This is a genomic window from Hydrogenophaga sp. T66, assembly GCF_057219855.1.
Genome location: NZ_JBXVVX010000004.1, coordinates 18,655 through 38,103 on the forward strand (window position 1 = coordinate 18,655; position 19,449 = coordinate 38,103).

Here is a 19,449-nt window from a genome sequence, read left to right on the forward strand (position 1 = left end):
ATGTTTCAACGCCGACTCCTTTGGGCCTGGGGCCTGATCGCCCTGATGGCGCTCGTGCAGGGCGCGGTGGCCTGGTGGGCGATCGACACCGCCGCGCGACAGGTCGAGCGCGGCCGCGTGGCCAGCGACATCCTGCTGGCCTTTCAGGCCCTCAAGCGCTGGCCGGCCGACGGGCTCGACAGCGCCGAACTCGACCGGCTGGCCGCGCGGGTCACCGCCGCGCGGGCGATCGAGCCCGGCGCGGCCGGCGGCGAACTGACCCGGGCCCGGGAGGAGGCCATCACCGCCCTGCGCGCCGCGTTGGCGGACGGCCGCCCGCTGCGCCCGCTGCTCGACGACAGCCTGGTCCGCGAGCGGGCCGCCGTGGCCGACAAGCGCCGCGCCGCCGACGATTCGCTGCGCCTGGTCCGCGGCCTGGCGCTGGGCGCCACCCTCACGCTGGCGCTGGCCGCGGCGCTGCTGGCGGTGCACTTTTCGCGCGCGCTGCGCCGCCCGCTGGAGCAACTCAGCGACGGCGCCACCGCGCTGCAGGCCGGCGACCTGTCGCACCGCATCCCGGCCGGCGGCGACGACGAATTCGCCCGCCTGGCCCGGCGCGTCAACGCCCTGGCCGGCGAACTGCAACAGCGCCGGGCCGACGAAGCCAGCGCGCGGGAACGACTGAGCGCGCTGGTCGATGCGCGGACCGCCGAACTGCAGGACGCGCTGACCCGCCTGCAGGCGCTGGACGCGCGACGCCAGCGCCTGCTGGCGGACGTGAGCCACGAGTTGCGCACCCCCACCACCGCCATCCGCGGCGAAGCGGAGATCGCGCTGCGCGGCGGGCCGCGCGCGACCGAGGACTACCGCGCGGCGCTGGCGCGCATCGTGGAGGCCGCCGGCCACCTGGGCCACGTGATCGACGACCTGCTGGCCGTGGCCCGCAGCGACACCGACCGGCTCGGCCTGCGGCCCGCGCGCACCGACGGCAGCGCCGTGCTGCGCGCCGCCATCGACCAGGCCCGCGCGCTGGCCGCGGCGCGCGGCGTGACCATCGACACGGACGGCGACCACGAGCCCGTGGTCCTGCGCGCCGACGCGCAACGCCTGCGGCAGCTGTTCATGGTGCTGCTCGACAACGCGGTGCACTACACGCCCGCCGGCGGCCGGGTGCGGATCAGCGCCAGCCGCCCGCCGGGTCTGTGGCGGGTGGTGATCGACGACACCGGCGTGGGCATTGGCGCCGACGAGCTGCCCCACGTGTTCGAACGGCGCTTCCGCGGCGCCGCGGCGCGCGAGCGGCGGCCCGAGGGCAGCGGCCTGGGCCTGCCGCTGGCGCGCGACATCGCGCTGGCCCACGGCGGCTCGCTCGACCTGGGCAGCGCGCCCGGCGCCGGCACCCGCGCCACCCTGACCCTGCCCCCGTTGGAGGACGATGACGATGCGCCTGCTGATCGTTGAAGACGACGCCCGCGTGGCGGATTTTCTGGAGCGTGGCCTGCGCGCCGAGGGCTACCACGTGACCCTCGCCCGGCGGGGCGACGAGGGGCTGCGGGCCGCGCGCGCGCTGGCGCGCGACGCCGCCGCCGACGGCGCGCCGGCGGTCATCGTGCTCGACGTGATGCTGCCCGACATGAGCGGCCTGGCCCTGTGCGAGACGCTGCGGGCCGAGGGCGTGTCGCTGCCGGTGCTCATGCTCAGCGCGCTCGGCGACACCGAGGACCGCGTGGGCGGGCTGCGCCGCGGCGCGGACGACTACCTCGTCAAGCCCTTCGCGTTTGAAGAACTGCTCGCGCGGCTGGAGGCCCTGGGCCGCCGCGGCCCGGCGCTCGGCCCGGTGCGCGGGCGCCGTCTCGTGGTGGACGACCTGGAGCTCGACCGCGAACGCATGCAGGCGCGGCGGGGCGAGCGGCCGCTGACGCTCACCGCCCGCGAACTGGCGCTGCTGGAATTGCTGATGACGCACCCCGGCCGCCTGTTCAGCCGCGAGCGCATCCTGGCCACGGTGTGGGGCGAACACCAGGACCCCCTGACCAACGTGGTGGATGTGTATATCCGCCGCCTGCGCAGCAAGATCGACGACGGCCACCCCCGCGCGCTGATCCACACCGTGCGCGGTCTGGGCTACCGGCTGGAAGCGCCAGCGACCCCCTGAGGCGGCGCGCGCGGTCGCGCTGTCATCTGGCGTTCATGCGCGGTTCATGCCGCGCGGCGGCGGCCGCACAGCGGCGGTTCAGGCCCGGCGGGTGCAATCCCTGCATTCCCGCAACCCCACCAGGAGCCCACCATGACCCGCCTGCCCACCCTGCGCCAGACCGCCGCCTTCGCCCTGCTCGCCGCCACCACCGGCCTGGCCGCGGCCAAGGCCCCGGTGCTCAACACCAACATCACCGAGGCCGAGGTCCTGGCCGCCCAGAAAGCCTGGGGCGAGGCGCTGGTGCAGATCGCCACCACCCACGAGCGCCAGGGCCCCGCGGCCGCCAAAGCGCTGGCCGAGCGCGTGCTCGACACCGCCTACGGCTACAACGCCGGCCCGGTGCTGTTCAAGCCCACGCTGACCGAAGCGCCGCAGACCTTCCGCACCACCCGGGCCGGCGCGCTGGCCTACTTCGTGGGCGGCGACCCGGCCTTCCCCAAGGACAGCGGCTTTGCCCTCAAAGGCTGGCGCGCGGTCGAGGTGCAGAACGCCGCCATCCTGATCAACGGCGACATGGCCACCACCATGGGCAATGTGCGCATCACCGACAAGGCCGGCCAGGTGACCACCGTCGACAAGACCTGGGCCTTCCGCAAGGACGACAACGGGCAGCTGCGCATCGTGCTGCACCACAGCTCGCTGCCCTACCAGTCGCGCTGAGCCTGACCGCCGGGGCCCGCGTCCCGGCATCCGGTCAACCCCCCGGCTGTGGTACACCACGGGGCGCTCCACCGCCGCCCCGTGCCATGGCCGCCCCTCCTACCCCGCCCGCACCGCCCGCCGCGCACCCCGCCGACCACGATCCGGCCGATGGGTGGCCCGGCTTCGCGCGCACCCGGGTGCCGGCGCCCGGCGGCCACACCGCGGTCTGCCACGGCGGGCGCGCCGACGGGCCGGTGCTGGTGCTGCTGCACGGCTTTCCGCAGACCCACGTCCTGTGGCGGCGCGTGGCCCTCGCGCTGGCCGACACGTTCCGCCTGGTGCTGCCCGACCTGCGCGGCTACGGCGACTCCCCCGCGCCCCCCGACGAGCCCGAGCACGCGCAGGCCAGCAAGCGCGCGATGGCGCTGGACGTGGTGCACGCGCTCGACGCGCTCGGCATCACCGCCCCGGTGGGCCTCGTCGGCCACGACCGCGGCGGTCGCGTCGCGCACCGCCTCGCGCTGGACCACCCCGGGCGCGTGGCCCGCCTGGCCGTGATCGACATCGCCCCCACGCTGGACATGTACGCGCGCACCGACCTCGCGTTCGCCCGCGCCTACTACCACTGGTTCCACCTCATCCAGCCCGCCCCGCTGCCCGAGACCATGATCGGCGGCGCTGCGCGCGCTTACCTGCACGCCAAGCTCGGCGGCTGGGGCGCGGCCGGGCTGGCCCACGTCGAGCCCGCGGCGCTGGCCGCCTACGAGCGCGCCTTCGAGCGACCGGCCGCGATCCACAGCGCCTGCGAGGACTACCGGGCCAGCGCCGGCATCGACCTCGAACACGACCGTGAGAGCCGCGCCCGCGGCGAGCGCATCGCCTGCGACACGCTGGTGCTGTGGGGCGCGCGCGGCGTGGTCCACCGCTTCTTTGACCCACTGGCGTTGTGGCAGGCGCAGTGCGCCGCCCGCGTGAGCGGCCACGCCCTGGACGCGGGCCACTTCATCCCCGAAGAGCGCCCGGCCGACACCGCCGCCGCGCTGCGCGCCTTTTTCACCCCCGACCCGCCGGAGCCCGCGCCATGATCCTGGTCCACCACCTCAACCAGTCGCGCTCGCAGCGTGTGCTGTGGCTGCTCGAAGAGCTTGAACAGCCCTACGAGATCGTCCACCACCAGCGCGACCCCAAAACCCTGCTCGCGCCGCCCGAGCTGCAGCGCGTGCACCCGCTCGGCAAATCGCCGGTGGTGGTGGACGGCGACCTTGTGCTCGCCGAGTCGGGCGCCATCCTCGAAACCCTGGTCGAGCGACACGGCCCGCACCTGCGCCCGGCCGCCGGCACCCCCGAGGCCCTGCGCTACCGCTATTTCCTGCACTACGCCGAAGGCTCGCTGATGCCGCCGCTGCTGCTCAAGCTGGTGTTTGACCAGGTGGAGAAGGCGCCACTGATCGTGCGCCCGGTGGCCAAGGCGATCTCGGCCACGGTGAAGGCCCGCTTCATCACGCCCAACCTGCAGCGCCACCTCGACTTCCTGGAGGCCGAGCTGCGCGACCGCGACTGGTTCGCCGGCGACGCCTTCAGCGCCGCGGACGTGCAGATGAGCTTTCCGCTCGAAGCCGCCGCCGCCCGCGCCGGCCTCGACGCGCGCCGCCCCCGCCTCACCGACTGGCTGCGGCGCATCCACGCCCGACCGGCCTACCAGCGCGCCATCGAGCGCGGCGGGCCGTATTCGATGGTGGATTGAACTGAGGCCCCCACGCTCCGCCGCTGCGCGGGTCGCGAGGCCTTGCAGGCCGCGGCGCTGCCAGAGTCAGCGCCTCTTCGCCCCGTCCTGACCTGCGCAGGCAGGCCAGGAGCCGCGGGGCTCAGCCCCTCGGGGGCTGATTCGGCTAAGGGGGCCCGGCGCCGAAGACAGAGCCCCCCACGCTCCGCCGCTGCGCGGGGCGGGGCGTGTCAGCCGGCGCCGTGGCATTTTTTGTATTTCTGGCCGCTGCCGCAGGGGCAGGGGTCGTTGCGGCCGGGCTGGGCGGTCTGACGCACCGGGGCGGCGCGGGGGCCGAGGCTGGTCCAGATCTGGTGCAGGTCATAGACCGCCCAGATCGCCGAGCCCACGTCGTTGAGGCGCTCGTCGCTCACGCTCGGCGGCCCCTCTTCGGCGTAGAGGTTCACCGTGGGCGGGTCGGTGTCGTCCTCGGTGACCGCCACCATCCGGTCGAGCGCTTCGTCGATCCAGGCGGCGGTTTCCTTGTCGCGCGGCGGCGCCCATTCTTCGGGCCAGTTTTCCACGACGAAGAGGAAGCCCAACGCCCACACCTGCCCGTAAGCCGGCAAGGCCTCGCCGCCGGTGTCGGGGCGCTCGGCCTCGGGGAGGGCGGCGATCGCGCCACGCACATCCATCAGCTCGGGGTGGTAGCTGCGTTCGTCTTCGAGGCTCTCCACCGGGGCTTGCAGCGCGGCGCGCACGTCGGCCTCACGCCGGGCCCAGAGCGCGAGGAAGCGCTCGTAGGTCTCGGTGTTGGGAAAGTGGGTCCCCTCGGTCTGCGGCAGCGTGGGCAGCGCGGCCGTGCCCAACACGACCGGCAGCCACTCGGCGACAGGGACCGGGCGGCGCGTGCAGACCAGCGCGGCCAGGGCGCCTTCGCAAAACTCCCAGGCGGGCACCTCGTCGTCGCGCGTGCGCAGCTCATCGAGGATGGCGTCCAGCGCGTCGTAGTCGTCGGGGGACAGGGGCGTGCCGGCGGTGGGGTCGGGTGTGACGGAGGTCATGGGTCGGGCCAAAAAAGCAGGGAAAACGGGGCGCCGGGCGAGCGCCGCGCGGGGAATCCACGGCAGGCAGGACACCCCCGGGCGTAAGATGGCCGCGAGTGTATTACCCGGGGTGCCTGCCATGCTTGACCGCCTGAACGCGATCTATCCGGTGCGCTACACCGCGCTGGCCCTGTGTGTGGTGGGTGCGCTGCTCAGCCTGTTCGCGTGGGTGGGTTTCGGGGTGGGCGGTCTGGCCTTTCTGGTGTTCGCGGGTCTGAGCGCGCTGGGCGCATACGACCTGCGGCAGACGCGCCGTGCGGTCCTGCGCAACTACCCGGTGATCGGGCACCTGCGCTTCATGCTGGAGACCATCCGGCCCGAACTGCGCCAGTACTTCCTGGAGAGCGACAACGAGGCCACGCCGTTTTCGCGCAGCCAGCGCAGCCTGGTCTATGCGCGGGCCAAGGGCGAAACCGACAAGCGCCCCTTCGGCACGCAGGTCGACGTGCACCGGCTGGGCCACGAGTGGATCAACCACTCGATCGCGCCGACGACGCTGCCATCCCACGATTTCCGGCTCACCATCGGCGGCCCCGCCTGCGCGCAGCCCTACGACGCGAGCGTGTTCAACATCTCGGCGATGAGCTTCGGCGCCCTGTCGGCCAACGCCATCCAGGCGCTCAACGCCGGCGCGGCGCGCGGGCGCTTCGCCCACGACACCGGCGAGGGCTCGATCTCGGCCTGGCACCGGGTGCACGGCGGCGACCTGATCTGGGAGATCGGCTCGGGCTACTTCGGCTGCCGTGACGGCGAGGGCCGCTTCAGCGAAGAGCGCTTCGTGGCCAACGCGCGGGACGCCCAGGTGAAGATGATCGAGCTCAAGCTCAGCCAGGGCGCCAAGCCGGGCCACGGCGGCGTGTTGCCCGGGCCGAAGGTCACCGCCGAGATTGCGGCGGCGCGTGGGGTGGCGCCGGGGCAGGACTGCGTGTCGCCCGCCGCGCACAGCGCGTTTGCCACGCCGCTGGAGATGATGGCTTTTCTCGCCCGGCTGCGCGAGCTCTCGGGCGGCAAGCCGGTGGGCTTCAAGCTGTGCATCGGCCATCCGTGGGAATGGTTTGCGATCGTGCGCGCCATGCAGGAGAGCGGCATCACGCCCGATTTCATCGTCGTCGATGGCGCCGAAGGCGGCACCGGCGCGGCACCCCTGGAATTCACCGACCACGTGGGCGCGCCGCTGCAGGAGGGCCTGCGGCTGGTGCACAACACGCTCATCGGCGTGAACCTGCGCGATCGCATCCGCCTCGGCGCGTCGGGCAAGATCGTCAGTGCGTTCGACATCGCCCGCGCGATGGCGATCGGCGCGGACTGGTGCAACAGCGCGCGCGGCTTCATGTTCGCGCTGGGCTGCATCCAGGCACAAACCTGCCACACCGGCCAGTGCCCGACCGGCGTGACCACGCAAGACCCGGTGCGTCAGCAGGCGCTGGTGGTGCCGGACAAAGCCACGCGGGTGTTCCAGTTCCACCAGAACACGCTCAAGGCCTTGCAGGAACTCGTGCAGGCCGCGGGCCTGGAGCACCCCGGCGAGATCAGCGCGCAACACGTGGTGCGCCGGGTGAGCGGCAACGAGGTGCGGCTGCTGGCCAACCTGCTGCCCACGGTGCCGGCCGGCGCCTTGCTGCACGGCGCCACGCCCGACCTGCACCCGGTGTTCACTACCTGGTGGGACCGCGCGCGGCCGGACCGCTTTTCACTCGCCTGAGGGAGCGGGCGGCTTGGCCGCGGGCCCGTCGGGCGGCTCGTCCGGCAGACCGAACTTCTTGCGCTGCACGGCCAGCGCCACACCGTTGATCATGGCCTGCGCGACCATCATGGCCGAGGAGCCGCTGCGGATGCGCGCCCACGACAGCATCGACTCGATGTCGGCTGCCTCGCTGCCCTGCGCCAGGCCATCGCCGTCGGCGCCGACCACCACCGCCAGACCGGGCGTCTCCGCGAACGCCCGCCCGCTCACCAGCACCTGCATCTGCGGCACGCGCGAGGCACGGCGCGCGGCGCGGATCGTCGCGGCGAGCTGGCCGAGCTTCTCGTCGCGCGTGAACGAGTCGCTCAGCGCGATGTGCAACACATCAAAGGCCTCCTCGCTCACCAGCCGCTCCAGCTCGGCGGTGGTGCGCGGGAAGCCGCACTCCACCGACCAGCCGATGGCGTCCAGCGCCACGCTGGCGAAGGTCAGTCCGGCGAGGTGGGTCTCGCCGGGCAACACGGTGACCAGCGCGCGGTGGTCGTTCAGACGCGGCGCGCGGGGACGCGCGGCGATGGCCGAGCGCATCAGCACCTGCAGCCGGCCCTGCGCGATCAGCAGGGCGGTGGTGTCGCACCGGTCGTCGCGCCAGGCGTCGCCCAGCGCCTGGGCGAGCGGGCTGAGCACGTGCAGGCCCAGCGCGGTCACCGAAGGCTCCAGCCGCAGCACCTGGTCCGTGAGCCGCGAGGCGGGTTCGTCGTCGGGCGAGGTGAGTGCCGCCACCATCTGCCCGGTCGGCGGCAGGGCGCGCCAGACGGCCACGCTGTCCATGAAGTCGGCGGCGGTGTCGCTGGCGGTGCGCAGACCGCGCAGGGCCATGCCGGCCATCGGCAAGCCTTCGGGATGGCCCTGCGGCCCCGCGGCGACGCCGAACTGCATCTGCCAGTTCGGGAACAGGCGGTGCGGGTGCCAGGGCGTGTGCAGGCGCTCGACCTCGGTGTGCCGCGGGTCGCGGCGGATCGATTGCCACACCCGGTCGATGCCGGTGTTCGGGCCTTCGAGCCATTGGACGAAGCGCCCCTGGTCGTACACCAGCAGGCCGGTGAGGTCTTCGGCGGCGTTGCGCTCGCGCGCCTGGGCCAGCAAGTGGTCCAGGTCTCCGGCCGTGGGACGACCGACCGCCGCGCTGCGATAGACGAGTTGCGCCAGAGGCTCGGCCCCGGCGCTGGCGGCTTGGATCATGTCGTCCCTCCTGTCGAAGCCGCGATTGTCCGGAGAATGCCGCCGCCCGCAAGTCCCCCGCGTCACGCGATGAGGGACTTTGCCCACCCGCGGGGCGCGGCAGCGGCGTTCAGCTGCGGCGCGTGGGATCGCCGTCGAAGCGCTCGTCCAGGGTGATCCGGCCGCGCTCGTCAAACTCCTTGCGGCGCAGCAATTCACCGCGCTCGCCGTGCTGGTCTTCCCGGCGCTTCACGCCGGCCTCGCTGAAGTAGCGCTGCAGGCCGCTCAGGCGCCCATCGCGCTCCCGGTTCACGGCAGCGGGTTTGCCGTTGTCCCAGTAGCTCTGGGTCACGCGCTCTTCGTGGCGGCCGCTGCGGGTGATGCGCTGCTCGAGCTTGAGCTGGCCGTTGAGGTACCACTGACGCACGCGCTGCTCGCGCCCGCGGGCCCACACCACCTCCTGCGTCAGTTGTCCGCTCTCCGCCCACTCCCGGCCCACGCCTTCGCGACCCTCGTAAGCGCTGGCCGGCCGCTCGATCAGCTCGGTTTCGGATCGCAAGGCCCCGCCCGGGTAGTACACCCGCTTGATGCGCTTGTCGGGCTGACCGGGCTGCTGCACGAAGGCCTCGCTGCGCACCCGCTGACCCGCCTCGTTGAGCACGGCCAGCCACACCAGCACGCCGTCGCGGTAGCGCACCGTCGTGCCGGGCTTGCCCGGCGCCTTGAACAGGCTGACGTCGCGCGCGGGTCCGCCGTGGCCGCAGGGCTCACGGTCCTGCGGCAGCAGGCTCACGGGCGCACAACGCAGTTCGCTGAGGGTGCCGTCCGGCCAGTAGCCCAGCAGCACCTGCACCCGCGAGGCGGTGACGAAGCTCAGGCGCTGCAAGCGGCCAGCCTCGTCGTACAGGCGCTGCGGGCCGACCGGCGTGCCGCTTTCCAGGGTGAGCTCGCTGCGCAGGGTGCCGGCGGGGTCAAACGCGCGGGCGATGCCGTCGCGCCGGCCCTCGCGGTCGAGGCGGAACTCCTCGCGGCTGCCGTCGGGCAGGGTGCAGCGCTGCGCGCCGGCGTTGTCCAGCGGCACGCAACGCGGCGCCGGGTCGGCCGCGGCGGCCAGGCCAGACAGGAGGGCCGCGCTCAGGGCGACGGCGGCACGGACGACATCGATTCGGACCATCGGGAACCCACCAGAACGCCCAGCCGGGCGAGCCGGCGCGCCATGCACAACACGGCCGCGTCCTTGCTCAGCAGCGCAGCCCGGTGGGCCACGGCCAGGTCGATGAACACTTGATCGTCGGCATCCTTGCACGTGTACGGCGCCTTGTCCGCCGTGGGGACAAGCGTGGTCAGCGCGTCGAAGCGCGCCAACACCGCGGTCGCCGACGCCGGGTCGGCGCCCAGGCGCCGCACCACGGCCGGATACGCCAGCACGCGCGCGAGCTCGCTGCGCATGGACGTCGTGGCCAGCCAGCGCGCGCGGCCATGGTCGAGCGCGGCCTTCAGCGGCGCGGTCGCCGGGTCGTCAAACACCAGCACGTCCAGCGCGACATTGGTGTCGATGACGAGCGCCGGCGCGGTCATGTCGTTGTCACGTCGCGCCGGGCGCGCGCGGAGCGCGCGCCACCAGGTCGAAGCGGAACAGCCGGCACTCGATCGGCCCGTTCCACAGGGGCACGCGCCGCGACTCCTTGAAACGCATGCGTCCGGGCAGCTTCAGGTCGGGCGTGAGCACCCAGGCGGTCCAGCCGGCGTAGTGGCTCTTCCAGTGGGTGGCGAGGCGCTCAAAAAAGGCGCTGGCATCGTCGCCGTCGGCGGTCTGGGCCGATTCGCGGGCGCCGGCGTCGGGCCGGGCACCGACCGTGAAGGTGCGCGGGGCGCGGCCGGGCTCGCGGCCGCGCGCCCGCTCGGCGGCGTTCTGCCCGGCCACGCCGGCGGCCGCGATGCGTTCGCCATACGGCGGGTTGAGCAGCAGCACGCCGGGTGTCGCGCTGGGGGGCAGGCGCTGCAGCGCGTCGCCGCCGCGCAGCTCGATCGCGTGGGCGACGCCGGCGCGCTCGGCGTTGCGCTGGGCAAAGTCGACCATGCGGAACGACACGTCGCTGCCGTGGGCCAGGGGCGGCGAGCCGGCCGGATGCGGGCGTTCGGCCGCACGGGCTTCTTCGCGCAGCGCCGCCCACACGTGGGCCTGGAAGGGCAGCAGCTTCTCGAAGCCGAAGCGCCGGCCCAGGCCGGGCGCAATGCGCAGCGCCCGCTGCGCCGCCTCGATGACCACCGTGCCGCTGCCGCAACAGGGGTCGTACAAGGGCACGGCGCCGTCCCAGCCGGTGGCCGCGATCATGGCCGCGGCCAGCGTCTCCTTCAGCGGCGCATCGCCCTTGTCCTCGCGCCAGCCGCGCTTGAACAGCGGTTCGCCGGAGGTGTCGATGTACAGCGTCACCGTCTCGGCCGTCAGGTGGGTGTAGATCCGCACGTCGGGCCAGCGAGTCTCCACGCTGGGCCGCTCGCCGCGCCGCTCGCGGAAGCGGTCGCACACCGCGTCCTTGATGGTCAGCGCGGCGAAGTTCAGGCTTTTGAGCGGGCTGTGCTGGGCGGTGATCTCGACCTTGATCGTCTGCGCGGGCGTGAACCAGATCTCCCAGGCCACCGCCGCAGCGGCGTCGTACAGGTCGCGTTCGCTGCGGTACGGGCCGTGGGCGAGTTGCACCAGCACGCGCACGGCGAGACGGCTGTGCAGGTTCAGCCGCATCGCATCGCGCCAGCTGGCGGTCAGCGCCACGCCCCCCCGCACCCGCTGCACGCCCTCAGCGCCCAGGATGTCGCGCACCTCATCGGCGAGCAGGTCTTCAACGCCGGCGGCGCAGGGGAGAAACAAGTGCAGGGCGTTCACGGCGGTCGGTGGGTAGACGGCCCGCACAGCGCGGGCCGCGGGTTCGGTCAGAGCGACTTGCGCAGGTTGGCGGGCGCGATCCGCAGCGCCTCGCGGTACTTGGCCACGGTGCGACGCGCGCACTCGATGCCCTGTTCCTTGAGCAGGTCGGAAAGCTGGTTGTCGGACAGCGGCTTGGCCGCGTCTTCGGCGGCGATGAACTGCTTGATCAGCGCGCGCACGGCGGTGCTGGACGCGTTGCCACCGGTCTCGGTCCCGAGCGAGGAGCCGAAGAAGTACTTCAGCTCGTAGGTGCCGAAGGGCGTGGCCATGTATTTGGCGGTGGTCACGCGGCTGATGGTGGATTCGTGCAGGCCCAGCTCGTCGGCGATTTCGCGCAGCACCAGCGGGCGCATGGCCAGCTCGCCGTGCATGAAGAAGTTGCGCTGCCGCTCGACGATGGCGCTGCTCACGCGCAGGATGGTGTCAAAGCGCTGCTGGATGTTCTTGATGAACCAGCGCGCCTCCTGCAGGCGCTGTTGCATGGCGGCGTGACCGCCTTCGCCACCGTCGCGCCCGCCGCGGTTCTGGCGCAACGCGTTGGCATACACGTCGTGCACCCGCAGGCGCGGCATCACGTCGGGGTTGAGCATGACCTTGAAGCCCCGGCCAGCCCGCGCCACGATCACATCGGGGACCACGATGTGGCGCTCCACATCGACAAACCGGCGCCCGGGCTTGGGCTCCAGCCCGGCGATCAGCGCCAGCGCGGCCCGCACCGTCTCGTCGTCGGCACCGCAGGCCTGGGCCAGACGGCGCACATCGCGCTTGGCGATGAGTTCCAGCGGTTGCGCCACGATGGCCAGCGCGGCGCGTGCGGCCGGCGTGTTGCGCAGCTCCAGGATCTGCAGCCGCAGGCACTCGCCGAGGCTGCGCGCGCCCACACCGGGCGGGTCCATGTGCTGCAGCAGCGACAACGCGAGCTGCAGGCGCTGCTGGGCGTCGTCCAGCGCGTCCTGCTCGGGCGGCCGGCCTTCCAGGCGCAGCAGCGCTTCGCCGAGTTCGTCCAGCGGGTCGGCGAGGTAACCGTCCTCGTTGAGCGATTCGATCAGCAGCACCAGGGCCGCGCGGTCGCGGTCGTTCAGGCGCAGGCAACGCGCCTGCTCGTGCAGGTGATCGGTGAGCGAGCGTTGGGCGCGGGCCAGCTCGGTGGCGCTGGCGGTGTCGTCGTCGTCGCCACCCGCGCCGCGCGGCGGCGCATCGCCGCCCCACTCGCTGTCGTTGGGCGCGAGGTCGACGGTGCCATCGCCGTCCCAGTTTTCCTCCACCGGCGCGGCCCCGTCGAGCCGGGCTTCCAGCGCGTCGGTGTCGGGCGCCTCGGCGCCCTCGGAGACCGACACGCCGGCCTCGCTGAGCTGCTCACCGCCACTGACGGGGGCGTCGGTCTGGGTGACGCCGAACTCCTCGCGCTCGACGCTGTCGTCGGCCCGCTCCAGAAAAGGGTTGTCGTCGAGCATCTGCTCGACTTCCTGCGCCATCTCCAGCGTCGAGAGTTGGAGCAGCCGGATCGACTGCTGCAGCTGCGGGGTGAGGGCGAGGTGCTGCGAGACACGCAGCGACAGTCCCTGCTTCATCGCGCGCCCGACCGTGGGCCGCCCCGCCGGGCCGCCCCGTGCAAGCACGCGCGCCCGCGGAGGGCGACGGCGTGAAGGGACTGGCGCGCGGGGAAGGCCATGATCACATGCGGAAGTGCTCGCCGAGATAGACCCGGCGCACGTCGGCGTTTTCGACGATCTCCGCCGGCGTGCCGCTGGTGAGCACGTGACCGTCGTTGATGATGTAGGCGCGGTCGCAGATGCCCAGGGTCTCGCGCACGTTGTGGTCGGTGATCAGCACGCCAATGCCGCGCGACTTCAGGAAACCGATGATGCGCTGGATCTCGATGACCGCGATCGGGTCGATGCCGGCGAAGGGCTCGTCGAGCAGGATGAATCGGGGGTTGGTGGCCAGGGCGCGCGCGATCTCCACCCGGCGGCGCTCGCCGCCGGACAGCGCCGGGGCCGGCGCGTCACGCAGGTGGTCGACGTGAAGGTCCTTGAGCAGTTCGTCGAGCCGGCGGGCGATCGCCTCGCCCGACAGCGGCCGGCCCTGGTCGTCTTCCTGCAACTCCAGCACCGCACGCACGTTGTCGGCGACGCTGAGCTTGCGGAAGATCGATGCCTCCTGCGGGAGGTAGCCCACGCCGAGCCGCGCGCGGCGGTGGATCGGGAAGCGTTCGATCGCCTGACCGTCGAGCAGGATCTGGCCCCCATCCGCCCGCAGGAGTCCCACCAGCATGTAGAACGAGGTGGTCTTGCCCGCGCCGTTGGGGCCCAGCAGCCCCACCACCTCGCCCTTGAACACGGCGAGCGACACGTCCTTGACCACCTTGCGGCTGCCGTAGGCCTTTTGCAGGCCGCGGGCCTCCAGCCGGCTCACCACGGGCGCCGGCCGGCCGGGCTTGGCGGCCGCGGGGCGCTCAGGCGCGCTCACGGCCGGCCCTCGATCTGGCGGCTGGGGGTCAGGGCGGCGGGCGGCGTGGCGACCGGGGGAGCGGCGGGGGCCGCACCGGGCTTGGGCACGGGCGTGAGCATCGCGCGCACACGGCCGCCGCTGGCGGCGCTGCTGCCGCTGGCGGTGGGCCGGGCCGGGTCGGCGCCGTCCACGGTGAAGGTGTCGGTGGCGTTGTTGTAGACGATCACGCCGCCGCTGGTTTCGTCGTTGAGCTGCGTGCCCTTGTAGCGGCGCAGCACGGCGTCGCCGGTGAAGCGCACCGTGTCGGCGCGGCTGTCGTAGTCGATGCGGCGGGCCTCGCCTTCGATGTGCTCGTCCACGCCGTCGCGCTTCTGGCGGAAGGTGCCTGGGCTGCCCGTGACCACGCCGAACTGGTTGCCCTGGGCGTCCTGGCGGATTTCCACCTGCGCGCCGCGGATGCGGATGGTGCCCTTGGTGATGACGACGTTGCCGGTGAAGACGCTGGTCTGGCGGGCGTCGTCGTAGCGCAGGCTGTCGGCCTCGGCGTTGAGCGGCTTGTCGCGGTCCGCGCGCTCGGCCCAGGCGGTGCTGGCGCCGCCCAGGCAGACCGTCAGGCAGACGTTCAGGCCGAGGACCCGAAGGCGACGGAAGGTGGGGATGGCGAATGCAGGCATGGCGTCAGGGCACGAAACTTGCATTCATTGTAACGGCGGTCCCGACGGCGCGCGCCCTGTTTCGGGGCGCGGTTTGACTGCGCCGGCGGTCGCCGGCGCCGCATCAGCCCTTGCGGCCGGCTTCGGCGATCAGCGCGCTGGCGATGGTCAGCGTGCGCGGGCCCTGCCCGGCGATGTAGAAGCGACCGGCCACGCCCAGCGCCGGCGTGCCCTCGACAGCGTAGGCGTCCTGCAGGGCCGCGGCCTGCTGGGCCTTGGTGGCGGTGGCCGGGGCGTTGAACACCTCGGTGAACTTCGCCCGGTCCACGCCCTGCTTGGCCACCCAGTCGATGATCGGACCGGGCGTGGTCAGCGGCAGGCGTTCGTTGTGGATGGCGGAAAAGACCTTGGCGTGCAGCGCCTTGACCTGGTCCATCGCCTCCAGCGTGTAGTAGAGCTTTTGCATCGGCACAAACGCCGGCGAAAAGGCCACCGGCACGCGGCGCACGGCGACGTTGGGCGGCTGCTTCGACTTCCAGTCCTCGAACAGCGGTTCGAAATTGAAGCAGTGCACACAGGAGTAGGCGAAGAACTCGACCACCTCGATCTGGCTGGGCGGGGCCTGGACCGGCGCGGGCTTGGCCAGCTTGAGGTAATCGACGCCTTCTTTGGGCGCGACGCGCTGGGCGAAGGCCGGCAGGGCGCTGGCGGCGCCGAAAGACATCAGGGAGAGGGAAAACGCGCGGCGTTGCATGGATCGGTTCTCCGGGGAAGGACTGGGTTCGGGCGCGGACGCCGCGGAAAAGTTCCCGCCGGCTCAGCGCTGCACGCGCACCAGCGCGGCTTCGATGCCGTTGCCGGTGAGCTGCTCCTGCGTGAGTTCGGCCAGGGCTTTCTGCGTGAAGGGTCCGACGCGCACGCGGTAGACGGTGCGGCCATTCTGCTCGCGCTCGCTGACCTGCGCGTCGATGCCCATCATCGCCAGCTTGGCGCGCTGGGTTTCCGCGTCCTCGGCGGTGCGGAAAGCGCCGGCCTGCACGAAGTAGGTGAAGGGATCGGCGCCGGGGCCGGCCGCGGCGGTGGGCGGCGTGGCGGCGGCCGGCGCCTGGCCGGTTTTCTGCTGCATCAGTTCGCCCAGCGGGTCGGCGGGTTTGGCGGCCGGGGCTTTCGGATCGGTGGCCTTGGCGTCGGTGGCGGGCGGGGCGGCCGGTGGCGTGGCGGCCCCGGGGGCGGCGGGCGCGGGGGCCGGTCCGCCGACCGACGCGTTGGGATTCCAGCCCTTGTTGCGCTCGGCCTCGCGCTGCTCGGCGCCGGCGTCGCGCGACAGCCCGCGGTCCACGAAGGGCACCGGCACCTTGGTCACGTACACCGCCACGGCCAGCGCGGCACCCAGGCCCACGAGCAGGCCGGCGACGAAGCCAATGAGGGTGCCGCCGGTGGCGCGGCGGGCGGACGACGAAGCGGGGGATTTCTTCATGGCGAGCGACGGTCTCACATCTTGCGCGGGGCGCTCACGCCCAGCACGGCCAGGCCATTGTGCAGCACCTGCGCGGTGGCCGCGACGAGCGCCAGCCGCGCGCGCTTGACCGTGTCGTCGTCCACCAGGATGCGCTCGGCGTCGTAGTAGCTGTGGTAGGCCGACGCCAGTTCGCGCAGGTAGAAGGTCACGTCGTGCGGCGCGAAGTCGCGCGCGGCGTCGGTGAGCATGGCCGGGTAGCGCGCCAGCAGCAGCATGAGCGTCTGGGCCGGGGCGCTGTCCAGCGGCGCGAGATCGGCCTGGGCCAGGGCCGCCACGTCGCCGCCCCAGGCGTCGAGCACCGAGCAGATGCGGGCGTGGGCGTACTGGACGTAGTAGACCGGGTTGTCGTTGTTCTGCTGGACGGCGAGGTCGACGTCGAAGGTGTATTCGGTGTCGGGCTTGCGGCTGAGCAGGAAGAAACGCACCGCGTCCTTGCTGGTCCAGTCGATCAGGTCGCGCAGCGTGACGTAGCTGCCGGCGCGCTTGCTGATCTTGACCTCCTCGCCGTTGCGCACGACGCGCACCATGGTGTGCAACACGTAGTCGGGGTAGCCGGCGGGAATGCCGACGTCAGCCGCCTGCAGGCCGGCGCGCACGCGCGCGATCGTGCCGTGGTGGTCGGTGCCCTGGATGTTGATGACCTTGGTGAAGCCGCGCTCCCACTTGGCGATGTGATAGGCCACGTCGGGCACGAAGTAGGTGTACGAGCCGTCGGACTTGCGCATCACGCGGTCCTTGTCGTCGCCGTAGTCGGTGCTGCGCAGCCACAGCGCGCCGTCCTGCTCGTAGGTCTTGCCGTTGGCGATCAGCCGGTTGACCGCCGCCTCGACGCGCCCGCTGGTGTACAGGCTGGACTCCAGGTAATAGTGGTCGAACTTCACCGCAAAGGCCTGCAGGTCGAGGTCCTGCTCGTGGCGCAGGTAGGCCACGGCAAACTGCCGCAGGCCGTCGAGGTCGTTGGCGTCACCGCTGGCGGTGAACTCGCGGTCGTCGGCCTTGACGGTTTTCCGGGCGAGGAAGTCGCGGGCGATGTCGCCGATGTAGTCGCCGTTGTAGGCGGCCTCGGGCCAGCCGGGATCGCCGGGCTTCTTGCCCTGGGCGCGCAGCTGGGTGGAGGTGGCCAGCGTGTTGATCTGCACGCCCGCGTCGTTGTAATAGAACTCGCGGTGCACCGCCCAGCCCTGCGTATCGTAGAGGTTGCAGATCGCGTCGCCCAGCGCGGCCTGCCGGCCGTGGCCGACGTGCAGCGGTCCGGTCGGGTTGGCCGACACGAACTCGACCATGAGGCGCTGGCCGTGGTCCGGCTGGCGGCCGAAAGCCGCGCCGGCGGCAAGCACCTCGCGCACCACCTGCTGCTTGGCGGCGGGCTGGAGGCGGATGTTGATGAAGCCCGGGCCGGCGATCTCGATGTCTTGCACCCACCGCTGGTAGGCCGGGCGGGCCAGCAGCGCGGTGCGCAACTGCTCGGCCAGCGCGCGCGGGTTGGCCTTCAGGGGCTTGGCCAGCGCCATGGCGGCGGTCACGGCGTAGTCGCCGTGGGCGGCCACTTTGGGCGATTCGAAGGCGGCGCGCGCGCCCGCGCCGGGGCTGAGGGACTCCAGCTCGGCGGCCAGGCCGGCGAGCAGGTCTTGTTTGATGGTGAGCATGGGGCGCGATTTTAGGCGGGGGCCCCGGGCGCGTCGGGGGCGCGCAGCTGGCGCGCGGCGGCGGCCTTCACCGCGGCGGTCAGCCGCTGCGCCGAGGGAGGCTCGTGCGCCCAGTGCTGCCAGTACAGCGCCACGTCGACGGTGGCGCCGGGCAGCAGTTCCTGCAGCGCGGGGCGGTGCGCGAGGTGCTGCTCGGGCACCATGCCCCAGCCCAGGCCGAGTTCGATGGCGGTCTCAAAGGCGTCGACCGCGGGCGCGAAGTGGCGCGGGTAGTGGGGTTGCTGCAGGCCGAAGTGCTGCAGGAGGAAGGCGTCCTGCAGGGCGTCCTTGCGGTTGAAGATGACGGCCGGGTGGGCCAGCAGGCGGTGCGGCGACACGCCGCCGCCCGGCGTGCGGCAGCGCTGCACCACGGCCGGCGCGGCCACACAGCGGTAGCGCATGACGCCCAGCGGCTCGGCAATGCAGCCGCGCATGGCGTCGGCGCGGGTGGTGACGCAGCCCATCACGTCGCCGCGCTTGAGGGCGTCGTGGGTGTGGTCCTGGTCGTCGATCACGATCTCCAGCAGCAGCCGGTGGCGCTGCAGCAGCGCGGCCACGCCGGGCAGGAACCAGCTGGCCACCGAATCGGCGTTGATGGCCACGCTCAGGCTCTGCCAGGCCGCGCCGTCGCGCGCCGGCCCGCCGGCCAGGCCGGCGAGCAGGTCGGTCTCCATCGCCCGCACCTGCTTGATGTGGCCCAGCAGCGCCTGCCCGGCGGGCGTGGCGGTGACGCGCTTGCCCCGCACCAGCAGCCGCTGGCCGAGCGATTCCTCCAGCGACTTGATGCGCAGCGACACCGCCGCCACCGTGACCGACAACGCCCGCGCGGCGGCACTGAACCCGCCGGTTTCGACCACGGCGGCGAGGGCTTCGAGTTGGCGGGCGTCGAGCATCGGTGCTGCTTGTTTAGAAAACCTTGATGAGCTTCATTTTCTGTCAAATCGCTTTAATCCACCCGGTGGGACGGGCACCATGCCGCCATGGCCTGAACCCAGGCGCCCTCTGTCCCGCGAGCATCACCATGACCCTGACCTTCCCCACCTTCACCGCCGGCCTGGTGCTGAGCCTGTCGCTGATCATGGCCATCGGCCCGCAAAACGCCCATGTGCTGCGCATGGGCCTGCAACGCCAGCACCTGTGGCTCACGGTGGCGGTCTGCGCGCTGGCCGACATCGCGCTGATCGCCATCGGCGTGCTGGGCCTGGCGCAGCTCGGCGGCCTGTCGGACAAGCTGCACGGCGCCATCGTGGGCGCGGGCGTGCTGTTCCTGTCGGTGTACGGCTGGCAGGCGTTCCAGCGCTTCCGCGCGCCGGTGGCCGCGCCGCTGTCGCAGCCCGGCCCGCTGCCCGCGACCCCTTCCACGGCCCACGCCGCCCACGCCGCGCCGGTCACGCGCCGGCAGGCCGTGCTCTCGGCCCTGGCTTTTTCCTGGCTCAACCCCCACGCCTGGCTCGACACGGCGGTGCTGATCGGCAGCGCGTCGCTGGCCTACGGCGCGGGTGGCACCGCCTTTGGCCTGGGCGCGGCCACCGGTTCGCTGGTGTGGTTCCTGGTGCTGGGCTGCGCGGCCTTCTGGCTGGGCCGGCGGCTCAACTCGCTGCGCCTGTGGCGCGCGCTCGACGGGCTGGTCGCGCTCATGATGTGGGGCACGGCCGCCTGGCTGCTGGCCTCGCTGGCCTGACCG

19 protein-coding genes are annotated in these 19,449 nt (G+C 72.6%); 7 read left to right on the plus strand and 12 right to left on the minus strand.

Annotated elements, in window-relative coordinates:
• The 5 genes from AC2D80_RS13820 (at position 1) to AC2D80_RS13840 (ending at position 4,562) form a co-directional block, all read left to right on the plus strand.
• On the plus strand, positions 1-1,440 hold the full coding sequence (locus tag AC2D80_RS13820; protein ID WP_484633612.1) for a sensor histidine kinase: 1,440 nt from the start codon (positions 1-3) through the stop codon (positions 1,438-1,440).
• The gene (locus tag AC2D80_RS13825) at positions 1,421-2,134 is read left to right on the plus strand and encodes a response regulator transcription factor (RefSeq protein ID WP_484633613.1); all 714 of its coding nucleotides are present in this window, start codon (positions 1,421-1,423) and stop codon (positions 2,132-2,134) included. The genes AC2D80_RS13820 and AC2D80_RS13825 overlap by 20 nt, the downstream gene beginning before the upstream one ends.
• A gap of 132 nt (positions 2,135-2,266) precedes the next feature.
• Positions 2,267-2,836 carry a hypothetical protein gene (locus AC2D80_RS13830; RefSeq protein WP_484633614.1) on the plus strand — a complete coding sequence of 190 codons (570 nt, stop codon included), beginning with the start codon at positions 2,267-2,269 and terminating at the stop codon, positions 2,834-2,836.
• An 86-nt stretch (positions 2,837-2,922) separates the two neighbouring features.
• Entirely contained in the window at positions 2,923-3,903 is a 981-nt protein-coding gene (locus AC2D80_RS13835) for an alpha/beta fold hydrolase (protein ID WP_484633615.1), read from the plus strand.
• A complete protein-coding gene (locus AC2D80_RS13840) occupies positions 3,900-4,562 on the plus strand; it encodes a glutathione S-transferase family protein (RefSeq protein WP_484633616.1) in 663 nt (220 codons plus the stop codon). The genes AC2D80_RS13835 and AC2D80_RS13840 overlap by 4 nt, the downstream gene beginning before the upstream one ends.
• A 209-nt stretch (positions 4,563-4,771) precedes the next feature.
• Here the strand turns inward: AC2D80_RS13840 and AC2D80_RS13845 are convergent, their stop codons facing one another.
• Positions 4,772-5,584: a UPF0149 family protein gene (locus AC2D80_RS13845; RefSeq protein ID WP_484633617.1), complete on the minus strand. Its 813-nt coding sequence runs from the start codon at positions 5,582-5,584 to the stop codon at positions 4,772-4,774.
• Between the two features lie 121 nt (positions 5,585-5,705).
• Here AC2D80_RS13845 and AC2D80_RS13850 point away from each other — a divergent pair, with 121 nt between their 5' ends.
• Positions 5,706-7,328, plus strand: coding sequence for an FMN-binding glutamate synthase family protein (locus AC2D80_RS13850; protein ID WP_484633618.1), 1,623 nt, complete (start codon positions 5,706-5,708; stop codon positions 7,326-7,328).
• On the opposite strand, the gene AC2D80_RS13855 is transcribed toward AC2D80_RS13850, so the two are convergent.
• The 11 genes from AC2D80_RS13855 to AC2D80_RS13905 form a co-directional block, all read right to left on the minus strand.
• On the minus strand, positions 7,317-8,552 hold the full coding sequence (locus AC2D80_RS13855) for a BLUF domain-containing protein (protein ID WP_484633619.1): 1,236 nt from the start codon (positions 8,550-8,552) through the stop codon (positions 7,317-7,319). The two genes, AC2D80_RS13850 and AC2D80_RS13855, sit on opposite strands and share 12 nt — an antisense overlap.
• A 109-nt stretch (positions 8,553-8,661) precedes the next feature.
• Positions 8,662-9,705, minus strand: coding sequence for a toxin-antitoxin system YwqK family antitoxin (locus tag AC2D80_RS13860; RefSeq protein ID WP_484633620.1), 1,044 nt, complete (start codon positions 9,703-9,705; stop codon positions 8,662-8,664).
• Positions 9,666-10,109 (minus strand): putative toxin-antitoxin system toxin component, PIN family, encoded by a 444-nt coding sequence (locus AC2D80_RS13865; RefSeq protein WP_484633621.1) that lies wholly within the window; start codon positions 10,107-10,109, stop codon positions 9,666-9,668. Before AC2D80_RS13865 ends, AC2D80_RS13860 begins: the two co-directional genes overlap by 40 nt.
• 7 nt (positions 10,110-10,116) lie before the next feature.
• Positions 10,117-11,415 (minus strand): THUMP domain-containing class I SAM-dependent RNA methyltransferase, encoded by a 1,299-nt coding sequence (locus tag AC2D80_RS13870; RefSeq protein ID WP_484633622.1) that lies wholly within the window; start codon positions 11,413-11,415, stop codon positions 10,117-10,119.
• A 47-nt stretch (positions 11,416-11,462) separates the two neighbouring features.
• Positions 11,463-13,028: an RNA polymerase factor sigma-54 gene (locus AC2D80_RS13875; protein ID WP_484633623.1), complete on the minus strand. Its 1,566-nt coding sequence runs from the start codon at positions 13,026-13,028 to the stop codon at positions 11,463-11,465.
• A gap of 103 nt (positions 13,029-13,131) precedes the next feature.
• A complete protein-coding gene (lptB, locus tag AC2D80_RS13880) occupies positions 13,132-13,926 on the minus strand; it encodes an LPS export ABC transporter ATP-binding protein (RefSeq protein ID WP_484633624.1) in 795 nt (264 codons plus the stop codon).
• Complete coding sequence (gene lptA, locus AC2D80_RS13885; RefSeq protein ID WP_484633625.1) at positions 13,923-14,582, minus strand: lipopolysaccharide transport periplasmic protein LptA; 660 nt, start codon at positions 14,580-14,582, stop codon at positions 13,923-13,925. The genes lptB and lptA overlap by 4 nt, the downstream gene beginning before the upstream one ends.
• 103 nt (positions 14,583-14,685) lie before the next feature.
• A complete protein-coding gene (locus tag AC2D80_RS13890) occupies positions 14,686-15,315 on the minus strand; it encodes a thiol:disulfide interchange protein DsbA/DsbL (RefSeq protein WP_484633626.1) in 630 nt (209 codons plus the stop codon).
• A 63-nt stretch (positions 15,316-15,378) separates the two neighbouring features.
• Complete coding sequence (locus tag AC2D80_RS13895) at positions 15,379-16,038, minus strand: SPOR domain-containing protein (protein WP_484633627.1); 660 nt, start codon at positions 16,036-16,038, stop codon at positions 15,379-15,381.
• Between the two features lie 14 nt (positions 16,039-16,052).
• A complete protein-coding gene (gene argS, locus AC2D80_RS13900) occupies positions 16,053-17,726 on the minus strand; it encodes an arginine--tRNA ligase (RefSeq protein WP_484633628.1) in 1,674 nt (557 codons plus the stop codon).
• 11 nt (positions 17,727-17,737) lie between these two features.
• On the minus strand, positions 17,738-18,658 hold the full coding sequence (locus AC2D80_RS13905) for an HTH-type transcriptional regulator ArgP (protein WP_484633629.1): 921 nt from the start codon (positions 18,656-18,658) through the stop codon (positions 17,738-17,740).
• Positions 18,659-18,786: 128 nt separating this feature from the next.
• Here AC2D80_RS13905 and AC2D80_RS13910 point away from each other — a divergent pair, with 128 nt between their 5' ends.
• Entirely contained in the window at positions 18,787-19,446 is a 660-nt protein-coding gene (locus AC2D80_RS13910; protein ID WP_484633630.1) for a LysE/ArgO family amino acid transporter, read from the plus strand.
• Positions 19,447-19,449 lie beyond the last annotated feature (3 nt).